Below are 23263 nucleotides of genomic sequence, written 5' to 3'. Positions count from 1 at the left end.
GCGAGGGGCCTCTTTTCGTTACAGGAGAACCCTGATGGTCAAGGCCGTGCTCGGAGTGATCGGCGGGTCGGGCGTCTACGACCTGCCCGGCCTGGAGGACGTGCGCGAGGAGGCGATCACCTCGCCCTGGGGCGAGCCGTCGGACGCCCTGCGGATCGGCCGTATCGGCGACACGACGGTGGTCTTCCTGGCCCGCCACGGCCGCGGCCACCGGCTCTCGCCCTCCGGCATCGACTACCGGGCCAACATCGACGCGATGAAGCGCGCCGGCGTCACCGACATCGTGGCGCTCTCGGCCTGCGGCTCGTTCCGGCAGGAGCTCTATCCAGGCCTGTTCGTGCTCGTCGACCAGTTCGTCGACCGCACGGTCGGCCGCACCTCGTCGTTCTTCGGCAACGGCTGCGTCGCCCACGTCTCGATGGCGCATCCGGTCGGGCCGGCGCTCCAGGCCCGCATCCTGGAGGCGGCGGAGGCCGAGGAGATCGCGGTCAGGAAGGGTGGCACCTACGTCTGCATGGAGGGGCCGCAATTCTCGTCCTACGCCGAGTCGCTGACCTACAAGGCGCAGGGCTACGACGTGATCGGCATGACCAACATGCCGGAGGCCAAGCTCGCCCGCGAGGCCGAGATCACCTACGCGACGATCGCCATGGTGACCGACTTCGATTGCTGGCACCCGGAGCACGGCGCGGTCGACGTCGCCGCCGTCGTGGCGGTCGCCCGCGCCAACGCCGCCAAGGCCGCCCGCCTGGTGAGCCGTCTCGCCCGCGATTTCCCGGCCGAGCGGATCCCATGCCCGGCGGGCTCCGACCGGGCGCTGGACGGCGCGATCATGACCGCCCCGACCCACCGCGACCCGGCCCTGATGGCGAAGCTCGACGCGGTCTGCGGACGGGTGCTGGCGGCGGGCTGAGCCCCGGACGCGTTCGCGCGTCGATGCGCGCGACGGTATAAAGCCCGGATCACCCCTGGCATTTCCGCGGGCTGCCTTTTAACAAGGCAGCCCGTTTTCCGTTGGCGACAGCACCTCTTCGATGACCGACACCTCCCTCCGCGCCGGCCGCGTCGATCGACGCACCGCCGAGACCGACGTCTCCGTCGCCCTCACCCTCGACGGCACCGGCAAGGCCAGCATCGCCACGGGGGTCGGCTTCCTCGACCACATGCTCGAGCTGCTCGCCCGCCACGCCCTGTTCGACCTCGACGTCAAGGTGACGGGCGATCTCCACGTCGACCAGCACCACACCACCGAGGATTGCGGGATTGCGCTCGGCCAGGCCTTCGCCCAGGCGCTCGGCGACAAGCGCGGCATCCGCCGCTACGCCGACCTGCACCTGCCCATGGATGAGGCACTGACCCGGGTCGCCGTGGACATCTCCGGCCGGCCGTTCCTGGTCTTCCGCACCACCTTCGCCCGCGAGAAGATCGGCGCCTTCGACACCGAGCTGGTGCGCGAGTGGTTCCAGGCCTTCGCGATGAATGCCGGGATCACGCTCCACGTCGAGACGCTGTACGGCGACAACCAGCACCATATCGCCGAGAGTTGCTACAAGGGCCTGGCACGTGCCTTGCGGCACGCCGTCGAGGTCGATCCCCGCGAGGGCGGCCGCGTGCCGTCGACGAAGGGCTCGCTCTAAGGCCGCAACGACGGATCCCGGGGGGAACGGATGACCACCTACACCCTGCACGTGCCCGACGAGGTCGATCCCGCCGAGCCGGAGGCCCTGGACAGCGCCAAGCTCGTGCCCGATGCCTTCGTCTGGCCGGCCTTCTGGTTCTCCGCCCTGTGGTTCTTCTGGCACAGGCTCTGGCTCGCCGGGCTGTTGGTGCTGGCGGCCGAAATCCTGGTCTGGCTCGCCGGGCTCGCGCTGGGGTTGAGCCCGGCGGCGGGCTTCGCCATCGCGCTGCTGCTCTCCTGGCTCGTCGGCCTCGAGGCCTCGTCCCTGCGGCGCTGGACCTATGCCCGCACCGGCCGCCCGATCCGCGACGCGGTGACGGCCTCGGACGTCAAGGAAGCCGAGGTGAAGTTCGTCGCCCGCTGGTTGCGGGAGGAGGGCGCCCGGATGGGTGCCGCCCCGGCGCGTCCCGTCACCCCGGCCCAGTCCCGGTCCGAGAGCCCGGCGCTCGGCCTGTTTCCGGAGGCGCAGGGCCAACGGTGAGCCCCGCCACCACGCCATCACGCGCCACCCGGACCGGCGGCGCGATTCGGGAGAAGCTCCGTTGAGCGCCGACACCGTCGCCATCATCGATTACGGCTCGGGCAACCTGCACTCGGCCGCCAAGGCCTTCGAGCGCGCCGCCCGCGAGGCCGGCACCGAGGCCCGCATCGTCGTCACCTCCGACCCCGCGACCGTCGCGGCGGCCGATCGCGTCGTCCTGCCGGGGGTGGGCGCCTACGCGGATTGCCGGCGCGGGCTCGACGCCGTGTCGGGCATGGTCGAGGCGATGACCGAGGCCGCCCATGGGCGCGGCCGGCCGTTCCTCGGCATCTGCGTCGGCATGCAGCTGCTGGCGAGCCGCGGCCTCGAATACGCGGTGACGCCGGGCCTGGGCTGGATCCCGGGCGACGTCGCCCCGATCACGCCGTCCGATCCCGGCCTCAAGGTGCCGCATATGGGCTGGAACACGCTGCAGGCGCACCGGCCGCATCCACTCCTCGACGGCATCCCGACCGGCCCGGACGGGCTGCACGCCTATTTCGTGCATAGCTACGCGCTCAGCCCGGCCGAGCCCGGCGACGCGGTGGCAAGCGCCGATTACGGCGGCGCGGTCACCGCCATGGTGGCCCGCGGCACCATCGCCGGCACCCAGTTTCACCCCGAGAAGAGCCAGACCCTCGGCCTTCGCCTGATCGGCAACTTCCTGCGCTGGCGCCCCTGACCGGGCGCCCCTTTCGACGAACTCCAGCCTTGCGGTGACGACGCGTGATCCTGTTTCCGGCCATCGATCTCAAGGAAGGGCGCTGCGTCCGCCTCGTGCAGGGCGACATGGCCCAGGCCATCGTCTTCAGCGACGACCCGGCGGCGCAAGCCACGACCTTCCAGGAGCAGGGCTTTTCCTGGCTCCACGTCGTCGACCTCGACGGCGCCTTCGCGGGCGCGCCGATGAACGCCGCGGCGGTCGACGCGATCCTCGCCGCCGTCACGATCCCGGTGCAGCTCGGCGGCGGCATCCGCGAGATGCGCACCGTCGAGGGCTGGCTCGCCAAGGGCGTCAGCCGCGTCATCATCGGCACCGCGGCGGTCAAGGACCCGACCTTCGTGCGCGAGGCCGCCCGCCGCTTCCCCGGCAAGATCGCCGTCGGCATCGACGCCAAGGACGGGCGTGTCGCGGTCGAGGGCTGGGCCAAGACCTCGACGGTGACGGCCGAGGAACTCGGCCGCCGCTTCGAGGATGCCGGCGTCGCCGCGATCATCTACACCGACATCGCCCGCGACGGCATCCTCAAGGGCCTCAACATCCCGATGACCCTCGGCCTCGCCCAGGCGGTGAAGATCCCGGTCATCGCCTCCGGGGGCCTGGCCTCGATCGAGGACGTCCACCGCATCCTCGAGCCCGACTGCGCCAGCCTCGCCGGCGCCATCACGGGCCGCGCGCTCTATGACGGCCGCATCGACCCGAAGGAGGCGCTCTCCGCCATCGCGCGGGCGAAGGCCCAGCAGCAGAAGGCACGGCCCGCCGGCTGAGGCGGAGGGGCCCGCCCCGTGATAGGATCGCGGCAGGCTTCCGGAGGCATGTGACGGCGTGACGACCGCGACTCGCAGATCCAAGCCGGCGGGGCCTGGCCCGGCCCGGCCGGCAACCGCCTACGACGACGATCTCTACGGCTGGGCGATGGAGCAGGCCGCGGCTTTGCGCGCCGGCGCATTCTCGGCGATCGACCGTGAGAATCTGGCCGAGGAGATCGAGACGCTGGGACGCTCGCAACTGAGCAGCCTCGTCGGTGCCTGGCGGGTCGTGCTGCTGCATATGCTGAAGTTCGATCACCAGCCCGACCGTCGCTCGCGAAGCTGGGCGCTTTCGATCCGCGATCGGCGCGATCGGGCGGCCGACGTTCTCGCCGACAGTCCGGGCCTGAAACGGCGGCTCGACGAGGCGATGGTGCGGGCCTATCGCGGGGCGCGCCTGGACGCTGCGCGGGAGACCGGCCTTCCGCTGTGCGTATTTCCCGAGGAATGTCCCTACTCGCGCGACGAGATGCTCACGCGCGACTTCCCGATCGATCCCCGAACCTGAAACGGCGCCCGTGCTCAAGACCCGCATCATCCCCTGCCTCGACGTCAAGGACGGCCGCGTCGTCAAGGGTGTCCAGTTCCTGGAGCTGCGCGACGCCGGCGACCCGGTCGAGGCCGCCAAGGCCTACGACCGGGCCGGGGCCGACGAGCTCTGCTTCCTCGACATCACGGCGAGCCACGAGGCCCGTGGCATTCTGCTCGATGCGGTGAGCCGCACGGCGGAGGCCTGCTTCATGCCGCTCACTGTCGGCGGCGGCGTGCGCAAGGTCGAGGATATCCGCACGCTTCTGCTCGCCGGGGCTGACAAGGTCTCGATCAACACCGCGGCGGTGAACGATCCGGACCTGGTCGCGCGGGCCGCGGAAAAGTTCGGGGCCCAGTGCATCGTCGTGGCGATCGACGCCAAGCGGGTCTCGGGCGAGGGGGAGGCTCCGCGCTGGGAGATCTTCACCCATGGCGGCCGCAAGCCCACCGGCATCGACGCGATCGACTTCGCCCGCGCGGTGGCGGCCAAGGGGGCGGGCGAGTTGCTGGTGACCTCGATGGACCGCGACGGGATGCGGTCGGGCTACGACATCGGGCTCACCCGGGCGATCAGCGACGCGGTCAACGTGCCGGTCATCGCCTCGGGGGGCGTCGGCGGGCTCGACGACCTCGTCGCCGGCGTGCGCGACGGGGGCGCGAGCGCGGTGCTTGCCGCCTCGATCTTCCATTTCGGCCAGCACACCGTCGGGGAGGCCAAGGCCCATATGGCGGCGGCCGGCCTCGCCATGCGGCTCGACCCGACGCCCTGACCCGACCATCGCGGCCGGGACGGGCGTGCGAAGCCGCTTGACCACGCGGCTCCGCCGGCCCCAGGGTTCGCCCGCAACACCACGTGGCAGCCTGATGACCGCCTTCTCCCTCGCCGACCTCGACCGCATCGTCCGCGAGCGCGCGGCGGCCTCGCCGGACGAGTCCTACACCGCCAAGCTCGTTGCCGGCGGGCCGGCGCGACCGGCGAAGAAGCTCGGCGAGGAGGCGGTGGAGGCCGCCATCGCGGCGGTGCAGGGCGACCGCGACGGGCTGACCGCGGAGGCCGCGGACGTGCTCTACCACCTGCTGGTGGTGCTGCGCGCCGCCGAGGTGCCGCTGGAGGCCGTGATGGCCGAGCTGGAGCGGCGCACCGCCCAGAGCGGCATCGCCGAGAAGGCGGCGAGGAGGCCGGCATGAACGAGGCGGGCATCAACGATCGGCTCGGGCCGGGCCCGGCGCCGACCCTCGGCGCGGCGCAGCTCGCCGCGAGCCTCGACGAGGCGACGGACCACCTCTCGCCCTACCGGGTCTTCTCCCGCGAGGAATGGGCGCATCTGCGCGCCGACACGCCGCTCACCCTCACGGCAGAGGACGTGATGCGGCTGCAATCGCTCAACGACCCGATCTCGCTGGAAGAGGTCATCGCCATCTACCTGCCGCTGTCGCGGCTGCTCTCGCTCTACGTTGCGGCGACGCAGGGGCTGTTCAAGGCGACCCAGCGCTTCCTCCTCGCCGAGCGCGAGGTCAAGGTGCCCTACATCATCGGGGTCGCCGGCTCGGTCGCGGTCGGCAAGTCGACCACCGCCCGGGTGCTCAAGGCGCTGCTCGCCCGCTGGCCCAACACCCCGAAGGTCGATCTCGTCACCACCGACGGATTCCTGTTCCCGAATGCCGAGCTGAACCGCCTCGGCCTGATGGAGCGAAAAGGCTTTCCGGAGAGCTACGACACCCCGACGCTGCTGCGCTTCCTCGCCGACATCAAGGCCGGCAAGCGCCACGTCGCCGCGCCGCTCTACTCCCACCTCGTCTACGACGTAGTGCCGGGGGAGACCACGGTGGTCGACCGGCCCGACATCCTGATCGTCGAGGGGCTGAACGTGCTCCAGCCGGCGCGCCTGCCGCGCGACGGCACCGCGATTCCCTTCGTGTCGGATTTCTTCGACTTCTCGGTCTATCTCGACGCGCACGAGGACGACCTGCACCGCTGGTACGTCAACCGCTTCCTGCGCCTGCGCCACACCGCCTTCCGCGATCCGCTCTCGTACTTCCGGAAATACGCGGAAATCAGCGAGGAGGAAGCCCTGAACACCGCCGACGGGCTGTGGAATCGCATCAACCTCCTGAACCTGCGCGACAACATCGTGCCGACGCGCCAGCGCGCCAGCCTGATCCTCGCCAAGGGCGCGAGCCATCGGATCGAGAGCGTGGCGTTGCGCCGGCTGTAGGAACGCCGCATCGGTCATCCGGTCAAGGAAGCGCCCACGCCGAGTTCGAGACTTGGAGGTCGATGGCGTGGGCGCATGCCGATGAGCGAGGCAGTCCGACCACTTTATGGGATCGGGGTGGCGCCGCCATCACCCGTTTGGGGGAGGCCTCGGCGGACGCGCGTCGGCAGGCCACACGGTACACGACCCTGGCCGGGAACCGTGCAGCAGGCTCCATGACCCATTGCAAACCAACCCCTTTTCCGGACGACTGAAGCGAAGCGGAAGGAGATCCGGAATCCAGCACGAAAAGCCGCGAAGCGTCTCATTGTCTGCGACGGCGCAACAGGTTGAGCCGCTTCGCGGCATGTCCTCTGCTGGATCCCGGATCTCCTTCCGCTGACGCTCCAGTCGTCCGGGAAAGGGGGTGGAACGCCCGCGTGGTGGCCTCCACTTTCTTCACTGTCGTGTACCGTGGGCAGGCCAACGCAAGTCCGCAGAGGTTCTTGCTTTATCGCAGATTTTTGCCGCCGAACCGATGCTCACGTCGGCGAGATCCGCTCAGTCCGGGCCTAGGCGGTCCGGATCTTCGTCCAGCGGATAGGCCGCCTCGACCACGTAGGGACCGCCGCCGACCGAATCCCGCGCCGAGTAGAGCGCCACCCGCCGGGCCGTGAAGGTCAGCCGTGGAAAGACCGGCTGCAGGGCGAGGTACTGCGCCACCCCGTCGGGGCCGGCGCCGCGCCTGAGCCGCGCGAGCGTGACGTGCGGGGTGAAGCGCCGGGTGTCCGGCTCCGCCCCGAGCTGGCGCAGGATCCGCTCGTGCTCCGCCTGCAACTCCGACAGATCGGGATCGGGCACCACCCGGGCGAAGAGCGCGTGCGGCCGCTCGCCGCCGAAGCTCGCGAGCCCGTCGAGGGTCAGCGTCAGGGGAGGGCGGGGCCTGGCTTCGGCGAGAGCCGCGGCGATCTCCTCGGCCATCCCGCCGTCGACATCGCCGATGAACCGCAGCGTGACGTGGTAATCCGACGGCTCGACCCAGCGGGCCCCGGGCAGCCCGCCCCGGAAGGCTCCGAGCATGAGGCCGGTCTCGGGAGGGACCTCGATCCCGGTGAACAGGCGCGGCATGGCGGCTACGCTCCCTTGCGCAGGCGCGTCACGAAATCTTCCACGCTCGGTAGGATCCCGGTGACGATCCGGGCCACCCCCGCCTTGGTCGGGTGCAGGCCGTCGGCCAGGTTGAGGCTGCGGTCCCCCGCGATCCCGTCGAGGAAGAACGGATAGAGGATCAGGCCGTAGCGCGCGGCGAGACGCGGGTAGATCGCGTCGAACCGCCGGCCGTAATCGGGCCCGAGATTCGGTGCCGCCCGCATCCCGGCGAGCAGCACCGGGATGCCCCGGGCCTTCAACCCCGAGATGATCGCGTCGAGGGCCTTCTCGGTCACCGCCGGGTCGGTGCCGCGCAGCATGTCGTTGGCGCCGAGCTCCAGGATCACCCCGTCGGTCCCGTCCGGTACCGACCACGCCACCCGGTCGAGCCCGCCGGTCGCGGTGTCGCCGGAGACGCCCGCATTGGCGATCGTCATCGCGTGGCCGCGCGCCTTCAGGGCGGCTTCGAGCTGGACCGGGAAGGCAGCGTCCGCCGGCAGACCGAAGCCGGCCGTGAGGCTGTCGCCCAAGGCCACGAGGTTCAGGGGGCGCTCCGCGGCGCGAAGCGGCGTGGTCAGGGTCATCAGCAGCGACACGATCAGAAATGCGAGTGCCGCGCGGCGGCCATCATGGCGGACCAGGGTTGCACGGCCCATATCGGGCCGGCGGGCCGCTTGTCTTGCGTTGGTCCGTCCCACTCGTCACCTCCGGCCGCGACCGATCCGGTCGCCGCGTACAGATCGGCTCTTCGCGCATGACCGACAAGGCCACCGGACCGGCGATCGCGCTCCACGGCGTCGATCTCAGCCTCGGCCGCGGCGCCGCCCGGGTCCACATCCTCAAGGGGATCTCGCTCGACGTCGCCCCGGGCGAGGCGGTCGGCCTCGTCGGGCCGTCGGGCTCGGGCAAGTCGACCCTGCTGATGACCATGGCCGGGCTGGAGCGGCCGGATTCGGGGCGGGTGGTGGTAGAGGGAACCGACCTCGCCGGGCTCGACGAGGACGCGCTGGCGCGCTTCCGCGGCCGGCGCATCGGCATCGTCTTCCAGTCCTTCCACCTCGTGCCGACCATGACGGCGCTCGAGAACGTCGCGCTGCCCCTCGAACTCGCCGACGCGCCCGACGCCCATGAGCGGGCGGCCCGGGAACTGGAGGCGGTCGGCCTCGGCCACCGGCTGCACCATTACCCGGCTCAGCTCTCCGGCGGCGAGCAGCAGCGCGTCGCCATCGCCCGCGCCATCGCGCCGGAACCCGCGATCCTGGTCGCCGACGAGCCGACCGGCAACCTCGACGAGGCGACCGGCGCACAGATCGTCGACCTGCTCTTTTCCCTCAAGCGCGACCGCGGCGCGACCCTGGTGCTGGTCACCCACGATCCCGGCCTCGCCCGGCTGTGCGACCGTACCGTGCGGCTGCGCTCGGGCCTGATCGATACCGCGGTGAGCGCGTAAGGACCCCCATGCACGGCAGCCTCCCCACGCTCCCCGGCGGTCGGTCTCCCGATCGTCCTGCCGGGGCCGGTCGTCCGTCGCGCCTGCCCCTGACGCTGCGCCTCGCCCTGCGCGAGCTGCGGGGGGGCCTGCGCGGCTTCACGGTGCTGCTCGCCTGCATCGCCATCGGGGTCGCCACCATCGCGGGCGTCGCCTCGCTGTCGCGCTCGCTCTCCGACGGGCTCGCCCGCGAGGGCCAGAAGATCCTCGGCGGCGACGTGACCTTCGGGCTGATCCACCGGGAGGCGAGCCCGCAGGAAAAGGCCTTTCTCGACGCGCGCGGCCGCGTGTCGGTGGTGGGCTTCACCCGCGCCATGGCCTCGGCCGGGGAGAAGGGCGCGGCCCTCGTCGAGCTGAAGGCGGTCGGTCCCGACTACCCGGTGGTGGGCGACCTCGTCACCGACCCGCCGCTGCCGCCCTCCGAGATCTTTTCCCTGCGCGACGGCACCTATGGCGCCGCCGCGGATGCGGCGCTCCTCGCCCGCCTCGACCTCAAGCTCGGCGATCGCCTCACCGTCGGCGGGGCCGAGATCGTGCTGCGCACGGTGCTGACGAGCGAGCCCGACAAGATCGCGGGCGGCATCGGCTTCGGGCCGCGCCTGATGGTCTCCCTCGACGCGCTCAAGGCCTCGGGCCTCGTCCAGCCCGGCAGCCTCAACCGCTTCGTCTACCGGGTGATGCTGCCGCAGGGCGACGACGCGGCGGTCGAGCGGGTGATGAGCGAGGCGCGCCAGGCCCTGCCGGAGGCCGGCTGGGAGGTCCGCTCGCGCCTCAACGCCGATCCGCGCTTCGCCCGCAGCATCGAGCGCTTCACCCAGTTCCTGACGCTCGTCGGCCTCACCGCGCTTCTCGTCGGCGGGGTCGGCGTCGCCAACGCGGTGCGGGCCTTCGTCGAGCGCAAGCGCGCCTCGATCGCGACCCTGAAGAGTCTCGGCGCGCCGGGGAGCCAGGTGGTCGGCATCTATCTGGTGCAGGTGATGCTGATCGCCGGGATCGGTATCCTGGCCGGCCTCGTGGTCGGCGCCGTGCTGCCCTTCGCCCTCGATGCCGCCTTCGGGGCGCTGCTGCCGCTGCCGCTCGACCCGACGCTGGCGCCGGGCGAGCTCGCGGTCGCGGCCCTCTACGGGGTGCTGACGGCGCTCGCCTTCGCGATCGGACCGCTCGGGCGCGCCCACGACATCGCGGTGTCCGGGCTGTTTCGCGACACCGTCGATCCCGACCGGCGCCGGCCGCGGCCGCGTTACCTCGCGGTCCTGGCCCTGGCGCTCGCCGGCCTCGTCGCGCTGGCGCTCGCCACCGCGTACGACCGCGCGGTGGCGCTGATCTTCATCGCGGCGGCCGGGCTCGCCTTCGGGCTCCTTCGCCTCGTCGCCCTCGGGCTGATGGCGCTCGCCCGCCGCCTGCCGCGCCCGCGCCGGGCCGCGCCGCGGCTGGCGCTGGCCAACCTCCACCGTCCCGGGGCGCTCACCCCCTCGATCGTGCTCTCCCTCGGCCTCGGCATCACGCTGCTGGTGGCGTTGAGCCTGATCGACACCAACATCACCCGGACACTGACCCGCTCGCTGCCCGCCAAGGCGCCGAGCCTGTTCTTCCTCGACATCCCGGGCCGCGAGGCGGAGGCCTTCGACCAGTTCCTCGGCCGCGCCGCGCCGCGGGCCAAGATCGAGCGCGTGCCGATGATGCGCGGGCGGATCACGGCGCTGAACGGCGTGCCGGCCGGCCGGATCAAGGCCGGCGAGGACGCCGCCTGGGTGCTCGACGGCGACCGCGGCATCACCTACGCGGAGGATCTGCCCGACGGCTCGACGATCACCGCGGGCCGCTGGTGGAAGGGCGAGGAGGCGGGCAAGCCGCTCGTCTCCTTCGACGAGCAGCTCGCCCGCAGCCTGAACCTCAAGGTCGGCGACACCGTCACCGTCAACGTGCTGGGCCGCAGCCTGACCGTCCCCATCGCCAACCTGCGCCACGTCGAGTGGCGCAACCTCGGCATCAACTTCGTGATGGTGTTCTCGCCCGGCACCTTCCGGGGGGCGCCGCACAGCGACCTCGCGACGCTGACCCTGCCGGAGGGGCCTGACACCGCCCTCGAGGCCCGGATCCTGCGCGACGCGGCCAAGGAATTTCCCTCGGTGAGCAGCGTGCGGGTGAAGGACGCCCTCGACGCGGTCAACGACCTCGTCGGCAAGCTCGTCTTCGCGATCCGCGGCGCCAGCGCGGTGGCGGTGGCCACCAGCCTGTTCGTCCTCGCGGGCGCGCTCGCCGCCGGCCACCGGGCCCGGCTCTACGACGCGGTGGTGCTGAAGACCCTCGGCGCCACGCGGGGGCGGCTGCTCTCCGCCTACGCCATGGAATACGGCGCGCTCGGTCTCGCCACGGCGCTCTTCGGGCTCGCCGCCGGCACGCTCGCGGGCTACGTCATCCTGACCAGGGTGATGCGGCTCGATTTCGCCCTCGACCTGTCGGGGGCGGTGCTGGCCGCCGCGCTCGCGGTCGCGGCCGCCATCCTGCTCGGGCTCGCCGGCACCTGGCGCATCCTCGGGCAGAAGCCGGCGCAGTACCTACGAAATCTTTAGTATTTTTAATCCATCCGCCGCCCTGCGGCGGATGGACGTTGCGTTTTGCCGCTCCGCGGCCGGTCAAGGCCGTCTCACGCCCTTGTGCGCCCTCCCTGCCCGCCACATATTCCGGTCAAGGCGTTCGGCACCGCGAGGGACCGGATACCGGCATGACGCCCCCCGGGCGTCCGAGGGTCGCGTGAGAGCCTCGCATCACGATCATCCACGCTAGAGAGCTTCCGAAGGAATCTCCCATGGCATTCGAGAACAGCCCCTTCCGGCAGGGCAACGCGACAGGCTACGGCGGCCCCACCGGCTACGCCCAGGGCCAGGTGCAGGTCGACCAGGGCCTGCGCGCGTTCATGCTCGGCGTCTACAACAACATGATCATCGGCCTGGGCATCTCCGGGCTGGTGGCGATCGGCATCAACAAGCTCGCGGTGGCGACCTCGTCGGCGGACGCGGTGGCGCGGATCGGCTCGGTCCCGCTCACCAGCTTCGGCCGCACGCTCTACGCCACCCCGCTGATGTGGGTGATCGCGCTCGCGCCGCTCGCCTTCATCTTCCTGTTCTCGTTCCGCATGGACCGGATGTCGGCGGCGACGGCCCGCACCACCTTCTTCGCCTTCGCGGCGGTGATGGGTGCGTCGCTCTCCACGCTGCTGATTCGCTACACCGGGGCGAGCGTCGTCCAGGTCTTCTTCATCACCGCGGCGGCCTTCGGCGGCCTGAGCCTCTACGGCTACACGACGACCCGCAGCCTCTCGGGCATCGGTTCGTTCCTGGTGATGGGCCTGATCGGCCTGGTGATCGCCAGCCTGGTCAACATCTTCCTGGCCTCGAGCGCACTGCAATTCGCGATCTCGGTCATCGGCGTCCTGATCTTCGCCGGCCTGACCGCGTACGACACGCAGAAGCTCAAGGAGATGTACCTCTACGGCAACTTCGACGGCGAGACCGCCGCCAAGGTGTCGGTGTTCGGTGCCCTGACCCTGTACCTGGACTTCATCAACATGTTCCAGTTCCTGCTCTCGCTGATGGGCAACCGGAACAACTGAGCATCGGTCCCCGGAGGCGAGCACGACCCCCGGACGGACCCGACGAGAAGCCCCGGCCCTCAGCGGCCGGGGCTTTTTTCGTTGGCGCTTATCGACTCCGTTGACGGCGAAAAATCGCTGACTTAAGTCAGGTGAATGTCGATCGACGCCATCAGCCGCATCCGCCGCTTTAACCGGGCCGTGACCGCCGAGGTCGGGGCGCTCGATACCTCGTTCCTCGGCCGCGGCCGGCCGCTCGGTAGCGCCCGGGTGCTGAACGCCATCGGGCATGGGCGCGGCGAGGTCGGTGCCATCCGGGATTATCTCGGGCTCGATTCCGGCCTGCTGAGCCGGCTCCTGCGCGGGCTGGAGGAGGAGGGGCTGGTCGTCACGCTGCCCCACCCGGGCGATGCCCGCCGCCGCGTCGCGGCCCTGACCGAGGCGGGACGGCGCGAGTTTTCCGCCTACGAGGCGCTGTCGAACGACCGGGCGGGGGACCTGCTCGCCCGCTTCCCGAAGGGCGAGGAGCTGCTCCGCGCCATGGACCTCGTCGCCACGGCGCTCGGCCGCGACCGGATCGCGATCGAGGAGGCGGATCCGCGCTCCGATGCAGCGCTGCATTGCCTGACCCGATACTACGCCGAACTCGACCGGCGGTTCTCGGCGGGGTTCGACGTCACGCTCTCCCGCGACCCGCAAGCCGCCGACATGAGGCGACCGCGCGGCGTCTTCCTGATCGCGGTCTCGGATGGGATGCCGGTCGGCTGCGCAGGGTTGAAAGGCAGCGGCGGGGAGGTGGCGGAGATCAAGCGCCTTTGGGTCTGCCCCTCGGCCCGCGGCCTCGGCGTGGCCCGGCGACTGATGGCAGCGGCGGAAGCGGCGGCGCGCGATCTCGCCATCACCACCCTGCGGCTCGATGCGAATAGCGCGCTGACCGAGGCGCTGGCGCTCTACCGCCGCACCGGCTGGATCGAGATCGAGCGCTTCAACGACGATCCGTATCCGGATTTCTTCTTCGAGAAGCGGCTGTGACGGGCGCGGGCCCCGCTTGGTCTCACCCCTTGTCTCACCCCTTGGCCCCACGCAGGATCAGCCGGCTGCCCCGGACCTCGTAGGAGGCCAGGCGCTCCAGAAAACTCATCCCGAGGAGGTTCACGCTCAGCGCCCCCGGGCGGGTGACCAGCGCGGAGACGCGGGTCTCGGTGATCGGGCCGACCGCCACCGTGTCGAGCACCACCGGGGCGGCGGCGGTGCGGCCGTTGGCGGTCTGGACCTGGACCCGGTAGGCGGACGGCGCCGGATGCAGGCCCAACGCCGCGGCGGTCTCGGCGGTGAGCACCACCGCGCTGGCGCCGGTATCGAACACGAAGGCGTGGCGCCGCCCGTTCACCGCCGCCTGGACGGTGAAGCCGCCATCGACCCGGCGGGCGATCGTCACCTCGCGGCCGGCACCGGGAACCGGCTGTCCCGGATCCATCTCGCCGAGGGTACGGAAGGCGAGGTCGCGGGCCTGGTCGCGATAGACGTAGAGGGAACCGAGCCCGGCGCCGACGATGCCCCAGATCAGGAGGGCGAGGATGCCCTCGCCGAAGCCCGTCCGGAACCGGTTCCCGACGCCGTTGAGGAGCAGCAGCGCGGCGGCGAGACCGCCCGCGAGCCCCGCCGCCTCGTCGGGGCGCAAACCCGCGATCTCGCGCCCGCCGACGGCGTTGAGCGCGTAGGCGCCGGCCAGCAGCAGGAGCCCGATGCCGACCGCGCCCGGCACCGGTCAGGCGACCGCGGGAGTCGGGACCGGCTCGGGCTCGGGATAGGCCGCGGCGAGGCGGGCCGGCAGCCCCGCCATGATGCGCAGCCGCTCCGGCTCGGCGAGGGCGCCCCAGGCGGCGATCTCGTCGCCGGTGCGGCCGCAGCCCTCGCACAGGCCGGTCACGGGATCGAGGACGCAGAGGCGGATGCAGGGAGAGGAGGCGGGCATCAGGCGGGAATCGCGATCACGAGGGCGAGGAGGGCGGCGATCTCGGCGGTCTGCTGGCTCGCCCCGATGACGTCGCCGGTCTGGCCGCCGACGAGGCGCGCGGCCATCCGGGCGAGCGTCCAGGCGGCGACGAAGGCCAGGATCCCGGCGAGGGCGAGGCCGAGCCAGGGCAGGCCGAGGAGGCCGGCCGCGATCAGCACCGCGAGGCAGAGCGCCCAGGCGGTCGCATGGGTGGCGCCGCTCGGCCGGCCGACCGCGTGGGCGGCCCCGTCCGGGCGGGCAGGCGGCAGGCGGCAGAGCGGCCACAGGGCGGCGGTGCGCGAGAGCGCCGCGACCGTCAGCAGGGCGAGGGCGACGCGCCAGCCGATCCGGTCGGCGAGGGTCGCCAGCGCGCCGATGCGCAAGGCGTAGGACAGGACCAGGGCGGCGGCACCATACGCGCCGATGCGGCTGTCGCGCATGATCTCGAGACGCCGCGCCACCGTCAGGCCGCCCCCGAACCCGTCGGCGACGTCGGCGAGCCCATCCTCGTGCAGGGCCCCGGTGACCAGGGTGGAGAAGGTCAGCGCCAGGGACGCGGCGAGGAACGGCCCGAGGCCGAGGGACAGCCCGGCCGCGAGCGCGACCGCGCCCGGCAGGCCGATCACCAGGCCGGCGAGCGGCAGCATCCGCGGCACGGTCCGGAAATCAGGGGCGGCGTGCCGGTCGGTCTCGCCCGGCAGGGCCGGGACCGGCAGGCGGCTGTAGAAGCGCAGGCAGGCGGCGAGGTCGCGCAGCGGCGGCCACGGCCCCTCGGTCGGCGGTGGCGGCTCGAACGCGTCGTCGGCCTCGTCCGGCCCTGCCCTCACATCCGTCGCCATCGCCTCGACGCATCCCGATGCCCGAACGCGATCCGCACGCCGGATTCGCCCCCGCCCGGCATTTTGCTGTATCTGCTCGGCCCACGATAGCCCACCGGGCGGGGGAGACCCGCCCCGGCGGGGGAAACCCCCGCGGAGCGAGAGATTCCATGACCGCCGACACGACCGACGCCGCCCCGTTCGACGACATCCGCCGCCTGATCGCCACCATGCCGGGGCCGGACGAATCCGCGGCCGCCGAGGTCTCGGCCCGCGATTCGGTGCTGACCAAGCCCCCGGGCAGCCTCGGCCGGCTCGAGTTCCTGGCGGCCTGGATGGCGGCTTGGCAGGGCAAGGCGCCGCCGACCCTCGACCGGCCCCTGGTCTGCGTCTTCGCCGGCAGCCACGGCGTGGCGGAGCGCGGCGTCTCGGCCTACCCGTCGGCGGTCAACCGCCAGATGCTCGACAACTTCGCGGCCGGCGGCGCGGCGATCAACCAGATCTGCGGCGCCTACGGCCTCGGCTTCAAGGTGTTCGACCTCGCCATCGACATGCCGACCGGCGACATCACCACCGAGCCGGCGATGACCGAGAAGGCCTGCGTCGCCACGATGGCGTTCGGCATGGAGGCGGTGGCGGCGGGCACCGACGGCCTCGGCGTCGGCGAGATGGGCATCGGCAACACCACGATCGCGGCCGCCATCTACGCCGCGCTCTTCGGCGGCGAGCCGGCCTCCTGGGTCGGCCGCGGCACCGGCGTGGACCAGGCGGGGCACGCCCGCAAGGTCGCGGCGGTGGAGGCGGCGCTCGCCTGCCACCAGGGGCATCTCGACGATCCGCTCGCCGTGATGGCCCGCCTCGGCGGGCGCGAGATCGCCGCCATGGCGGGCGCGATCCTGGCCGCGCGGCTCCAGCGGGTGCCGGTGGTGATCGACGGCTACGTCTCGACCGCGGCGGCGGCGCTCCTCCACGCCGTCGATCCCCGCGCCCTCGACCACTGCCTCGCCGGCCACGTCTCGGCGGAGGGCAACCACGCCGCGGTGCTGGAGCGCCTCGGCCTGCGCCCGCTCCTCGACCTCGGCCTTCGCCTCGGCGAGGGCAGCGGCGCCGCCCTGGCGCTCGGCGTCGTCAAGGCGGCGGTGGCCTGCCACCGCGAGATGGCGACCTTCGAGCAGGCCGGCGTGTCGGGTCCGGTCGCCTGAGGCGGTCGGTCACGGGTCCGGGAGGGACGGGGGCACCTGTTCCCCGGTCCGGTTCGCCACCCGGATCTGCCACAGGCACAGGAGCGGCGTGACGACGAGTTCCATGCCGAGCGCCGCCAGCATGGTGAGCGACGGCACCCCGGTGAGCCACAGCCCGAGCAGCCGGGCGAGGCCGCCGAGCGCCACCACCATGGTCAGGAAGCGGAACAGCGAGGTCCGGCTCTCGATCGCGGGCAGCGTCGACCAGAACAGCAGGCCGATGCCGAGGAGCAGGCCCGACAGGTAGCGCAGATGGCTGTCGGTCGAGATGTCGACAGTGCCGCCGCCGAGGCCGGCCTGGCCGAACAGCACGCCGTAGAGCCCGCCCAGCACCGGCACGAGCCCCGCCACCGCCACCACGCGCTGGAGCGCGCGCCTCTCCGCCTCGAAGGTCATCCGTACAGCCCCGCTCTCTGCCCGGTGGACAATCCGCCAGCCGAGGCGCGGTTCACCAATGGTGCAGAACCACCGCGTCGGCGAGGCAGGCCGGTTTCTCGGCGCCCTCGATCTCCACGGTCACGCCGTAGGTGGTGCGCAGGCCCCGGGGCGGCACGTCGAGGGCGGCCGCCACCCGCACCCGTCCGCGCAGGCGCGAGCCCACCACGACGGGGGCGGGGAAACGCACCCGGTCGAGGCCGTAATTCAGGCTGAGCCGCAACCCGTCGAGGCGGCGCACCCCGGCGATGAAGCGCGGCACCAGCGACAGGGTCAGGTAGCCGTGCGCCACCGTGGCGCCGTAGGGCGATTCCCGCGCCGCCCGCTCGGGGTCGACGTGGATCCACTGGTGGTCGCCCGTCGCCTCGGCGAAGAGGTCGATCATCGCCTGGTCGACGGTGATCCACTCGCCGACCCCGATCTCCTGCCCGATCGCCGCCTTCAGGGCCTCCGGCCCGTCGAAGATGTTCATGCGTTCCTCCCGTTTCGGCCACCATAGGCCGCGGCGGCGGTCGCGGCCACGCTTGCCGGGATCCGTCGAACTCCCCCGGCATCGTCATCGACGCGGTGCGCCGGTGCGGGATCGGCGGCGCACCCGCCGGCCCCCTCGGCCTCGCCGACGAGCTCGCCGCCGGAGCTTTTCACAGAGGTGGAGGCGCAGTCGGCGGGTGCCGGCCTTCGTGGCCGGCGGATGAGGGTTTTGGCACCGAGGTCCGGCCCACCGGCGCTCACCCCAGCCGCCAGTCGATCGGCTCCAGCCCCTTCTCCTCCAGCCACGCATTCGCCTGCCCGAACGGCCGGCTGCCGCGGAAATCCGCCTTGCGGTTGAGGGGGGAGGGGTGGCCGGCCTCCAGCACCAGGTGCTTCGTCCCATCGATCAGGGCGGCGCGCTGGCGGGCCGGGGCGCCCCAGAGCAGGAACGCGACCGCCGGGCGCGTCGTCGAGACCGCCTCGACCGCCTGATCGGTGAGCGCCGCCCAGCCGAGCTTCATGTGGGCGCCGGATCGTCCCGCCTCGACGGTCAGCGCGGCGTTCAGGAGCAGCACGCCCTGGCGCGCCCAGCCCGAGAGGTCGCCGGAGGTCGGGGCCGGGGAGCCGGTCTCCTCGGCCATTTCGGCCAGGATCACCTTCAGCGAGGCCGGCAGCCGGCGCCCTCCGACATACGAGAAGGCGAGGCCGTGGGCATCGCCCGGGGTCGGGTAGGGGTCCTGGCCGAGGATCACCGCCCGCACCCGGTCGAGCGGCGTCAGGGTGAGCGCGTTGAAGATGGCCTCCGGCGCCGGCAGCACCCGGGCGCCGGCCTCGCGCCGGGCATCGACCGCCTCCGCCACCCGCTCGGCGCTGCCGTCCTGGAAGAACGGCAGGGCGAGCCAGGGGGATCGGGTGGCACGGAAGCGGGCGAGCGCGCCCGCGACGGAATCGTCTGTCGGCATCGGACCTCGAGGTTCGCGGAAGAGATCAGCGGATCGTCAGGCGCCCGGTCTCGACCGTCAGCGGCGCGTTGGCCTGGATGTAGGACATCACCACGTTGGCGACGAGCGTGCCGTCGGTGGCGCCGACCAGGGTCTCGCCCCGCGCCAGCATCCCGTAATCGTTGCCGCCGCCGAGCATGAAGTTGTTGGCCGCGACCGTGTAGGTCCGGGCGGGATCGAGGGGCGCGGCGCCGACCGTGACCGCGACGACGCGCTGGCCCACGGGTTTCAGCGGATCGACCGTGACGGCGATCCCTGAGATCTGGGGAAAGCGCCCGGAGGGGCGGCCGATCTCGGAGACGCCGTTCTCCAGGGCGGCGAGCAGGGTCGCGCCGCTGATCCGCACCAGGACCGAGGTATTGCCGAAGGGCAGCTCGGTCTGCACGTCCCGGCGCGTCAGCTCGGTGCCCGCCGGGTAGAGCCGGTTGCCGCGGATGCCGCCGCCATTCATCAGGCCGATCTCGGCGCCCGCGGCGTGGCGCAGGGCGTCGGCCACGAGGTCGCCGAAGGCGCTCTCGCCCTGGCGCACCGCGCCGGTGCGGGTGTCGAGGGCATCGGTCACCCGGCCGAGCGGCTGGTCGAGCTCGCGCGACAACTCGCCTTCGAGACGCACCACCACCGCCTGGACCTCCGGGTCGGGCTCGATCTCGGCGGTGTCGTGGATGCGGAAGGCGGCGCTCCAGGTGAGTGCCGGGCCGCTCCCCTCCGCCTTGATGTCGAGGGCGGTGACGTACTCGGCATCGTGCCCGGATTCGGCGAAGGCGGTGCGGCCGTCGTAGCGGAGCGCCAGGTCGTGGTCGTGGCCCGAGAGCACGATGTCGGCGTGGCGGCTCGCCACCAGGGCCTCGTCGGTCGCCCGGTCGGTGTGGCAGACCGCCAGCACCATCTCGGCGCCGGCCGCCCGCAGCGCCGCGGCCTCGCGGGCGAGCGTCGCGACGGCGGGGCCGAAGTTCCAGTCGCCGGATTGCGACTTCGCCTCGGTCTCCGGAAGCGCGATGCCGACCACCCCGAGCCTGATCCCGCCGAGCGTCAGGATCGTCGACTCGCGCGTGCCCGGCACCGGCGTGCCGTCGGCCCGGCGCATGTTGGCGGCAAAGACCGGGAACGCCGCCTCGCGCATCCGCTCCAGGTAGACGGCCTGCCCGAAATCGAATTCGTGGTTGCCCGGCACGAACACGTCCGGCCGGATCAGGTTGGTGAGCGTGATGATGTGGCGCCCCTGATCGATGCCCGACAGGAGCGAGGGCGAGAGCGTGTCGCCGGCATGGCAGACGAGGACCGGCCGGCCCTTGGCCCGCTCGGCCTTGATCACCGCCGCGAGCTTCGGGAAGCCGCCGCGCCCGTCCACCGCCCCCATGCGGTAGATGTCGTTGACGAGGACCAGGGTGAAATCGATGTCGGGCGCCCGAGCTCCGGCCGAGGAAACGCCGGCCAGCCCGGCGAGGCCGGCCCCGAGGCCGAGGGCGAGGGTCTGGCGGCGGCTGGGCGAGGTCATGCGGGTCTCCGGCGGGGGCGGGCGCCCCTTGTCTCACGCCCGGCCTGACCGTTCGATGTCGGATTCGCGTCGCGGTGCAGCGTCGCGACGCGTTGGTTCGGGCGGCCTTTGCGCTATGTAGACCGCCACCCATCGCGCAGACAGACGGGCCCGGACGCGCCATCCTGCCGGGCCGCAGCACAGACCGGACGACCATGAACGAGGTGACCCCGAACGCCACGCTCGCCCGCGGCGCCACTCCCGTCGGCCCGGCCGGCGCCGGCGCGGCCGGCCAGGCGGGCGCCCTGCCCACCGGCCACCCGGCCGTGCGCTGGGGCCGGATCGGCGTGCTGCTGATGAATCTCGGCACGCCCGAGGGCACGAGCTACTGGCCGATGCGCCGCTACCTCAAGGAGTTCCTGTCCGACCGGCGGGTGATCGAGGTGCCGCGCGCCATCTGGTGGCCGCTCCTCAACCTCGTCATCCTCACGAAGCGCCCCGGGCCGAAGGGGCGCGACTACGCCTCGGTCTGGAACAACGAGCGCGACGAGGGCCCGCTCAAGACCATCACCCGCGGCCAGGCCGAGAAGCTCCAGGCGGCGATGGGCGATAAGGTCGTGGTCGACTGGGCGATGCGCTACGGCAAGCCGGAGGTGGACCAGCGCATCCAGGCGCTGCTCGACCAGGGCTGCGACCGCATCCTCCTGGTGCCGCTCTACCCGCAATACGCCGCCGCGACCTCGGCCACCGCCTGCGACCAGGCGTTCCGCGCGCTGATGAAGATGCGCTGGCAGCCGACCGTGCGGGTCTCGCCGCCCTATCACGACGACCCGGTCTATATCGAGGCGGTGGCGAGCGCGATCCGCCGCGACCTCGCCGCCCTCGACTTCGAGCCCGAGGTCATCCTCACCTCGTTCCACGGCGTGCCGAAATCGTACCTGATGAAGGGCGATCCCTATCACTGCCAGTGCGTGAAGACCGGCCGGCTGATCCGCGAGGCACTGGGCTACTCGCCGGAGCGGATGCGGACGACCTTCCAGTCGCGCTTCGGCAACGAGGAATGGCTGAAGCCCTATACCGACGAGACCGTGAAGGAACTGGCGGCTCAAGGGGTGAAGCGCCTCGCCATCGTGGCGCCGGGCTTCACCGCCGATTGCCTCGAGACCCTGGAAGAACTCGACGGCGAGAACCGGCACTATTTCGAGGAGGGCGGCGGCACCCACTTCGCCTACCTGCCCTGCCTCAACGACGGCGCCGAGGGGATGCGGGTGATCGAGCACGTCGTCGCCCGCGAGCTGAAGGGCTGGCTCGACTGAGCGGTGGATGGGCCGCCGCGTCCGTCGCGGCGGCGCCGCACCCGGGTTACTCTCGGGCATGTCCGCCGCCCCCTTCCTCCTCGGCACCCTGCCGACCCCGATCGGCACGATGCTGCTGGTCTTCGACGAGGACGCGAGCCTTCGCGCCCTCGACTGGTCGGACCACGAGGCGCGGATGCGGCGCCTGCTGCGGCTGCATTACGGCACTGCCTTCTCCTTACGGGACGCCGCCCTGCCGCCGGCGATCCGTGATCCGATCGCGGCCTATTTCGCCGGCGATCTCGGCGCCATCGACGGGCTGGCGGTGTGCACCAACGGCACCGCCTTCCAGCGCGAGGTCTGGGCCGCGCTCCGACACATTCCGGCAGGCACCACGCTCAGCTACGGCGCCCTCGCGCAGCGTCTCGGCCGCGACAAGGCGGTGCGGGCGGTGGGGCTCGCCAACGGCGCCAACCCGGTCGGCCTCGTGGTGCCGTGCCACCGGGTGATCGGCGCGAACGCGACGCTGACCGGGTATGGCGGCGGGCTCCACCGCAAGCAGTGGCTGCTCGCCCATGAGGGGGTGAGCCTCGAGGGGCGGCAGGGGAGGCTGGATCTGGGGTGAGGCGGGTTGGCCGCCGGGCGAGGGCAGTGGCGGCGATGCTCGCCTCGGACGAGGCCGCCTACATGACGGGGGCGGAGATCACCCTCGATGGCGGGTTGCTGGCGGGATCGGCGGCGAGCCCGAGCTAGAAAGCTTCACGATAGCGCTGCGCTCGCGAAGCTCTCTAGGCTTTCGAGTTTGCCGCATTTTCTTCGACGAACCGGCATCCACTTCGTCGGAAAATGCTCTAGCATCGGTCGCGTAGCGAGCGACAAAGGTTTGGCGCCTGTCATTTCGCCAATGACGATGATCTCGACCGCGGGTAAACGAGTTATCGGATTTCGCTGGCGACAACGGCTGTCAGGGTGCGGCCTCTCTTGCCAGCACCATCGGCAGAATCAGCCTGAGCGACTCGGGAAGGCGTACGAAACCGTAGGCTTCATAGAAGCTTGCGACTGCGTCGTTCAGCGCGTCCACGACGATCATCGACGAGCCCACGGTGCCGGCGCTCGCATGGGAACGGTGGAGAGCATCCGCTACCAGGATGGAGCCGAGCCCGCGGCCCTGCGCATCACGGTCGACAGCCAGTCGCCCGATCAGCGTCGCGCTGACGAGCGGATATCGCGGAACATGTTTGCGGGCTGCCGGCGGAATGTCTCCTTGCGCCACAGCAAGGGCGCAGAGCGTATAGTAGCCAAGAATGCGGCTCGGCGTGTCTCCAGCGCTGAGAACGAAAACCGCGTTCGCCTTACGGCGGAGATCCTGCTTCGCCTGAGTGTGGAGATAGCGATCGAGGCTTACGACACCCGACGAGAAGGCGGCTCGGTCGTGCCCGTCGTCGAGCGGCCCGATGCGCAAGTCCGGCAGCGGCATGTTCCGCTGTCACCGCGCAACGCGACGCGCATGCTCTGAAAAGGCTGCTCGGAGCTTCTCGTTCACACGGGGCGGATTGATCAGCGTGTCGAAAAAGACAGCGCGGTCACGGTCCGAAAGAACGAGTGTCTCATGTTCGGCGATGGTGCGGCGCGCCGCTTCCGCGAGGGCGGTCAGGCAGAAATCCGTCACCTTCCGCCGCTCGAGGTGAGCTGCGCGCTCAATCAGTGCCTTGGTTTCCTCATCAATGCGGAAACCCAGCCGCTCATCCCGGGCCGCTTGGCTCTCTCTGCGCGCAACCACCGTCATGACGGCCTCCATTCATCACCTGTGTACGTCAATTGGACGTACGCCGCAACAACGGGAAGCCC

Annotated in this window: 28 protein-coding genes; 17 read left to right on the top strand and 11 right to left on the bottom strand. The window is 71.6% G+C overall.

The features are described 5' to 3' along the window. The first annotated feature begins 34 nt into the window (after positions 1–34). The 9 genes from miv_RS29535 to coaA all read left to right on the top strand — a co-directional run bounded on the left by miv_RS29535 (position 35) and on the right by coaA (position 6475). Positions 35–913, top strand: coding sequence for an S-methyl-5'-thioadenosine phosphorylase (locus miv_RS29535; protein WP_048429973.1), 879 nt, complete (start codon positions 35–37; stop codon positions 911–913). A 121-nt stretch (positions 914–1034) separates the two neighbouring features. Next, positions 1035–1637, top strand: a complete 603-nt coding sequence (gene hisB, locus miv_RS29530; protein WP_058617114.1) for an imidazoleglycerol-phosphate dehydratase HisB — start codon at positions 1035–1037, stop codon at positions 1635–1637. A 30-nt stretch (positions 1638–1667) separates the two neighbouring features. Further along, positions 1668–2159 (top strand): DUF2628 domain-containing protein, encoded by a 492-nt coding sequence (locus tag miv_RS29525; RefSeq protein WP_207180561.1) that lies wholly within the window; start codon positions 1668–1670, stop codon positions 2157–2159. A 61-nt stretch (positions 2160–2220) separates the two neighbouring features. Beyond that, positions 2221–2880, top strand: a complete 660-nt coding sequence (gene hisH / locus miv_RS29520) for an imidazole glycerol phosphate synthase subunit HisH (RefSeq protein WP_207180559.1) — start codon at positions 2221–2223, stop codon at positions 2878–2880. Between the two features lie 44 nt (positions 2881–2924). After that, positions 2925–3686 carry a 1-(5-phosphoribosyl)-5-[(5-phosphoribosylamino)methylideneamino]imidazole-4-carboxamide isomerase gene (hisA, locus tag miv_RS29515; RefSeq protein WP_207180557.1) on the top strand — a complete coding sequence of 254 codons (762 nt, stop codon included), beginning with the start codon at positions 2925–2927 and terminating at the stop codon, positions 3684–3686. Positions 3687–3744: 58 nt separating this feature from the next. Further along, the gene (locus miv_RS29510; protein ID WP_244748786.1) at positions 3745–4236 is read left to right on the top strand and encodes a DUF29 domain-containing protein; all 492 of its coding nucleotides are present in this window, start codon (positions 3745–3747) and stop codon (positions 4234–4236) included. A 10-nt stretch (positions 4237–4246) separates the two neighbouring features. After that, entirely contained in the window at positions 4247–5029 is a 783-nt protein-coding gene (gene hisF, locus miv_RS29505; RefSeq protein WP_207180555.1) for an imidazole glycerol phosphate synthase subunit HisF, read from the top strand. Between the two features lie 94 nt (positions 5030–5123). Next, positions 5124–5447: a phosphoribosyl-ATP diphosphatase gene (locus tag miv_RS29500; protein ID WP_048429980.1), complete on the top strand. Its 324-nt coding sequence runs from the start codon at positions 5124–5126 to the stop codon at positions 5445–5447. Beyond that, positions 5444–6475, top strand: coding sequence for a type I pantothenate kinase (coaA, locus tag miv_RS29495; RefSeq protein ID WP_048429981.1), 1032 nt, complete (start codon positions 5444–5446; stop codon positions 6473–6475). The genes miv_RS29500 and coaA overlap by 4 nt, the downstream gene beginning before the upstream one ends. A 540-nt stretch (positions 6476–7015) precedes the next feature. On the opposite strand, the gene thpR is transcribed toward coaA, so the two are convergent. Further along, positions 7016–7582, bottom strand: coding sequence for an RNA 2',3'-cyclic phosphodiesterase (thpR, locus tag miv_RS29490; protein ID WP_207180553.1), 567 nt, complete (start codon positions 7580–7582; stop codon positions 7016–7018). A 5-nt stretch (positions 7583–7587) separates the two neighbouring features. Then, on the bottom strand, positions 7588–8259 hold the full coding sequence (locus tag miv_RS29485) for an arylesterase (RefSeq protein ID WP_207183676.1): 672 nt from the start codon (positions 8257–8259) through the stop codon (positions 7588–7590). A gap of 98 nt (positions 8260–8357) precedes the next feature. On the opposite strand from miv_RS29485, the gene miv_RS29480 reads away from it, so the two are divergent. The 4 genes from miv_RS29480 (at position 8358) to miv_RS29465 (ending at position 13716) form a co-directional block, all read left to right on the top strand. Further along, positions 8358–9053, top strand: a complete 696-nt coding sequence (locus miv_RS29480; protein ID WP_048429983.1) for an ABC transporter ATP-binding protein — start codon at positions 8358–8360, stop codon at positions 9051–9053. An 8-nt stretch (positions 9054–9061) separates the two neighbouring features. Beyond that, positions 9062–11665, top strand: coding sequence for an ABC transporter permease (locus tag miv_RS29475; RefSeq protein ID WP_207180551.1), 2604 nt, complete (start codon positions 9062–9064; stop codon positions 11663–11665). A gap of 236 nt (positions 11666–11901) precedes the next feature. Continuing rightward, positions 11902–12705, top strand: a complete 804-nt coding sequence (locus tag miv_RS29470; protein ID WP_048429985.1) for a Bax inhibitor-1/YccA family protein — start codon at positions 11902–11904, stop codon at positions 12703–12705. 135 nt (positions 12706–12840) lie between these two features. After that, positions 12841–13716 carry a bifunctional helix-turn-helix transcriptional regulator/GNAT family N-acetyltransferase gene (locus miv_RS29465; protein ID WP_207180549.1) on the top strand — a complete coding sequence of 292 codons (876 nt, stop codon included), beginning with the start codon at positions 12841–12843 and terminating at the stop codon, positions 13714–13716. Positions 13717–13750: 34 nt separating this feature from the next. Here the strand turns inward: miv_RS29465 and miv_RS29460 are convergent, their stop codons facing one another. Genes miv_RS29460 through cobS form a run of 3 tightly spaced genes read right to left on the bottom strand, consistent with a single transcriptional unit; the run spans position 13751 to position 15519 of the window. Continuing rightward, positions 13751–14449: a retropepsin-like aspartic protease family protein gene (locus miv_RS29460; RefSeq protein WP_207180547.1), complete on the bottom strand. Its 699-nt coding sequence runs from the start codon at positions 14447–14449 to the stop codon at positions 13751–13753. A 3-nt stretch (positions 14450–14452) separates the two neighbouring features. Further along, positions 14453–14659, bottom strand: a complete 207-nt coding sequence (locus tag miv_RS29455; protein ID WP_048429988.1) for a DUF1289 domain-containing protein — start codon at positions 14657–14659, stop codon at positions 14453–14455. Continuing rightward, the gene (gene cobS, locus miv_RS29450) at positions 14659–15519 is read right to left on the bottom strand and encodes an adenosylcobinamide-GDP ribazoletransferase (RefSeq protein ID WP_207180545.1); all 861 of its coding nucleotides are present in this window, start codon (positions 15517–15519) and stop codon (positions 14659–14661) included. Before cobS ends, miv_RS29455 begins: the two co-directional genes overlap by 1 nt. 149 nt (positions 15520–15668) lie before the next feature. Here cobS and cobT point away from each other — a divergent pair, with 149 nt between their 5' ends. Beyond that, positions 15669–16700, top strand: coding sequence for a nicotinate-nucleotide--dimethylbenzimidazole phosphoribosyltransferase (gene cobT / locus miv_RS29445; RefSeq protein WP_048429989.1), 1032 nt, complete (start codon positions 15669–15671; stop codon positions 16698–16700). A 9-nt stretch (positions 16701–16709) separates the two neighbouring features. Here cobT and miv_RS29440 read toward each other — a convergent pair whose 3' ends face one another. The 4 genes from miv_RS29440 to miv_RS29425 all read right to left on the bottom strand — a co-directional run bounded on the left by miv_RS29440 (position 16710) and on the right by miv_RS29425 (position 20141). After that, positions 16710–17135, bottom strand: coding sequence for a DUF4345 domain-containing protein (locus miv_RS29440; protein ID WP_207180543.1), 426 nt, complete (start codon positions 17133–17135; stop codon positions 16710–16712). Positions 17136–17187: 52 nt separating this feature from the next. Further along, positions 17188–17646 (bottom strand): MaoC family dehydratase, encoded by a 459-nt coding sequence (locus miv_RS29435; RefSeq protein ID WP_048429991.1) that lies wholly within the window; start codon positions 17644–17646, stop codon positions 17188–17190. A 256-nt stretch (positions 17647–17902) separates the two neighbouring features. Beyond that, complete coding sequence (gene ung / locus miv_RS29430; protein ID WP_207180541.1) at positions 17903–18607, bottom strand: uracil-DNA glycosylase; 705 nt, start codon at positions 18605–18607, stop codon at positions 17903–17905. Between the two features lie 25 nt (positions 18608–18632). Then, positions 18633–20141: a bifunctional metallophosphatase/5'-nucleotidase gene (locus miv_RS29425; protein ID WP_207180539.1), complete on the bottom strand. Its 1509-nt coding sequence runs from the start codon at positions 20139–20141 to the stop codon at positions 18633–18635. Between the two features lie 194 nt (positions 20142–20335). Here miv_RS29425 and hemH point away from each other — a divergent pair, with 194 nt between their 5' ends. The 3 genes from hemH to miv_RS29410 are packed head-to-tail and all read left to right on the top strand — an operon-like array spanning position 20336 to position 22168. After that, positions 20336–21436, top strand: coding sequence for a ferrochelatase (gene hemH / locus miv_RS29420; protein WP_048429994.1), 1101 nt, complete (start codon positions 20336–20338; stop codon positions 21434–21436). Positions 21437–21494: 58 nt separating this feature from the next. Then, positions 21495–22040 carry a methylated-DNA--[protein]-cysteine S-methyltransferase gene (ogt, locus tag miv_RS29415; protein ID WP_207180537.1) on the top strand — a complete coding sequence of 182 codons (546 nt, stop codon included), beginning with the start codon at positions 21495–21497 and terminating at the stop codon, positions 22038–22040. After that, complete coding sequence (locus miv_RS29410) at positions 22037–22168, top strand: hypothetical protein (protein WP_425312949.1); 132 nt, start codon at positions 22037–22039, stop codon at positions 22166–22168. The genes ogt and miv_RS29410 overlap by 4 nt, the downstream gene beginning before the upstream one ends. Positions 22169–22379: 211 nt before the next feature. Here miv_RS29410 and miv_RS29405 read toward each other — a convergent pair whose 3' ends face one another. Both miv_RS29405 and miv_RS29400 read right to left on the bottom strand, forming a co-directional pair. Beyond that, positions 22380–22892 carry a GNAT family N-acetyltransferase gene (locus tag miv_RS29405; RefSeq protein ID WP_207180535.1) on the bottom strand — a complete coding sequence of 171 codons (513 nt, stop codon included), beginning with the start codon at positions 22890–22892 and terminating at the stop codon, positions 22380–22382. 9 nt (positions 22893–22901) lie between these two features. Beyond that, positions 22902–23201: a type II toxin-antitoxin system TacA family antitoxin gene (locus miv_RS29400; RefSeq protein ID WP_207180533.1), complete on the bottom strand. Its 300-nt coding sequence runs from the start codon at positions 23199–23201 to the stop codon at positions 22902–22904. Positions 23202–23263 lie beyond the last annotated feature (62 nt).

It is taken from the genome of Methylobacterium indicum (genome assembly GCF_017347565.1).
GTDB classification, from domain to species: domain Bacteria; phylum Pseudomonadota; class Alphaproteobacteria; order Rhizobiales; family Beijerinckiaceae; genus Methylobacterium; species Methylobacterium indicum.
Note: the sequence above shows the minus strand (reverse complement) of the source record. Positions and strands in the feature narration are given on the sequence as shown.

Excerpts from the sequence above, each read along its gene's own strand:
- ung (WP_207180541.1), bottom strand. The coding sequence starts at position 18,607 with ATGCCGACAGACGATTCCGTCGCGGGCGCGCTCGCCCGCTTCCGTGCC.
- thpR (WP_207180553.1), bottom strand. The coding sequence starts at position 7,582 with ATGCCGCGCCTGTTCACCGGGATCGAGGTCCCTCCCGAGACCGGCCTC.
- miv_RS29400 (WP_207180533.1), bottom strand. The coding sequence starts at position 23,201 with ATGACGGTGGTTGCGCGCAGAGAGAGCCAAGCGGCCCGGGATGAGCGG.
- miv_RS29465 (WP_207180549.1), top strand. The coding sequence starts at position 12,841 with ATGTCGATCGACGCCATCAGCCGCATCCGCCGCTTTAACCGGGCCGTG.
- hisB (WP_058617114.1), top strand. The coding sequence starts at position 1,035 with ATGACCGACACCTCCCTCCGCGCCGGCCGCGTCGATCGACGCACCGCC.
- miv_RS29525 (WP_207180561.1), top strand. The coding sequence starts at position 1,668 with ATGACCACCTACACCCTGCACGTGCCCGACGAGGTCGATCCCGCCGAG.
- miv_RS29455 (WP_048429988.1), bottom strand. The coding sequence starts at position 14,659 with ATGCCCGCCTCCTCTCCCTGCATCCGCCTCTGCGTCCTCGATCCCGTG.
- cobT (WP_048429989.1), top strand. The coding sequence starts at position 15,669 with ATGACCGCCGACACGACCGACGCCGCCCCGTTCGACGACATCCGCCGC.
- miv_RS29405 (WP_207180535.1), bottom strand. The coding sequence starts at position 22,892 with ATGCCGCTGCCGGACTTGCGCATCGGGCCGCTCGACGACGGGCACGAC.
- miv_RS29480 (WP_048429983.1), top strand. The coding sequence starts at position 8,358 with ATGACCGACAAGGCCACCGGACCGGCGATCGCGCTCCACGGCGTCGAT.
- miv_RS29475 (WP_207180551.1), top strand. The coding sequence starts at position 9,062 with ATGCACGGCAGCCTCCCCACGCTCCCCGGCGGTCGGTCTCCCGATCGT.
- coaA (WP_048429981.1), top strand. The coding sequence starts at position 5,444 with ATGAACGAGGCGGGCATCAACGATCGGCTCGGGCCGGGCCCGGCGCCG.
- miv_RS29535 (WP_048429973.1), top strand. The coding sequence starts at position 35 with ATGGTCAAGGCCGTGCTCGGAGTGATCGGCGGGTCGGGCGTCTACGAC.
- miv_RS29470 (WP_048429985.1), top strand. The coding sequence starts at position 11,902 with ATGGCATTCGAGAACAGCCCCTTCCGGCAGGGCAACGCGACAGGCTAC.
- miv_RS29500 (WP_048429980.1), top strand. The coding sequence starts at position 5,124 with ATGACCGCCTTCTCCCTCGCCGACCTCGACCGCATCGTCCGCGAGCGC.
- miv_RS29485 (WP_207183676.1), bottom strand. The coding sequence starts at position 8,259 with ATGGGCCGTGCAACCCTGGTCCGCCATGATGGCCGCCGCGCGGCACTC.
- ogt (WP_207180537.1), top strand. The coding sequence starts at position 21,495 with ATGTCCGCCGCCCCCTTCCTCCTCGGCACCCTGCCGACCCCGATCGGC.
- cobS (WP_207180545.1), bottom strand. The coding sequence starts at position 15,519 with ATGGCGACGGATGTGAGGGCAGGGCCGGACGAGGCCGACGACGCGTTC.
- miv_RS29440 (WP_207180543.1), bottom strand. The coding sequence starts at position 17,135 with ATGACCTTCGAGGCGGAGAGGCGCGCGCTCCAGCGCGTGGTGGCGGTG.
- miv_RS29435 (WP_048429991.1), bottom strand. The coding sequence starts at position 17,646 with ATGAACATCTTCGACGGGCCGGAGGCCCTGAAGGCGGCGATCGGGCAG.
- miv_RS29425 (WP_207180539.1), bottom strand. The coding sequence starts at position 20,141 with ATGACCTCGCCCAGCCGCCGCCAGACCCTCGCCCTCGGCCTCGGGGCC.
- hemH (WP_048429994.1), top strand. The coding sequence starts at position 20,336 with ATGAACGAGGTGACCCCGAACGCCACGCTCGCCCGCGGCGCCACTCCC.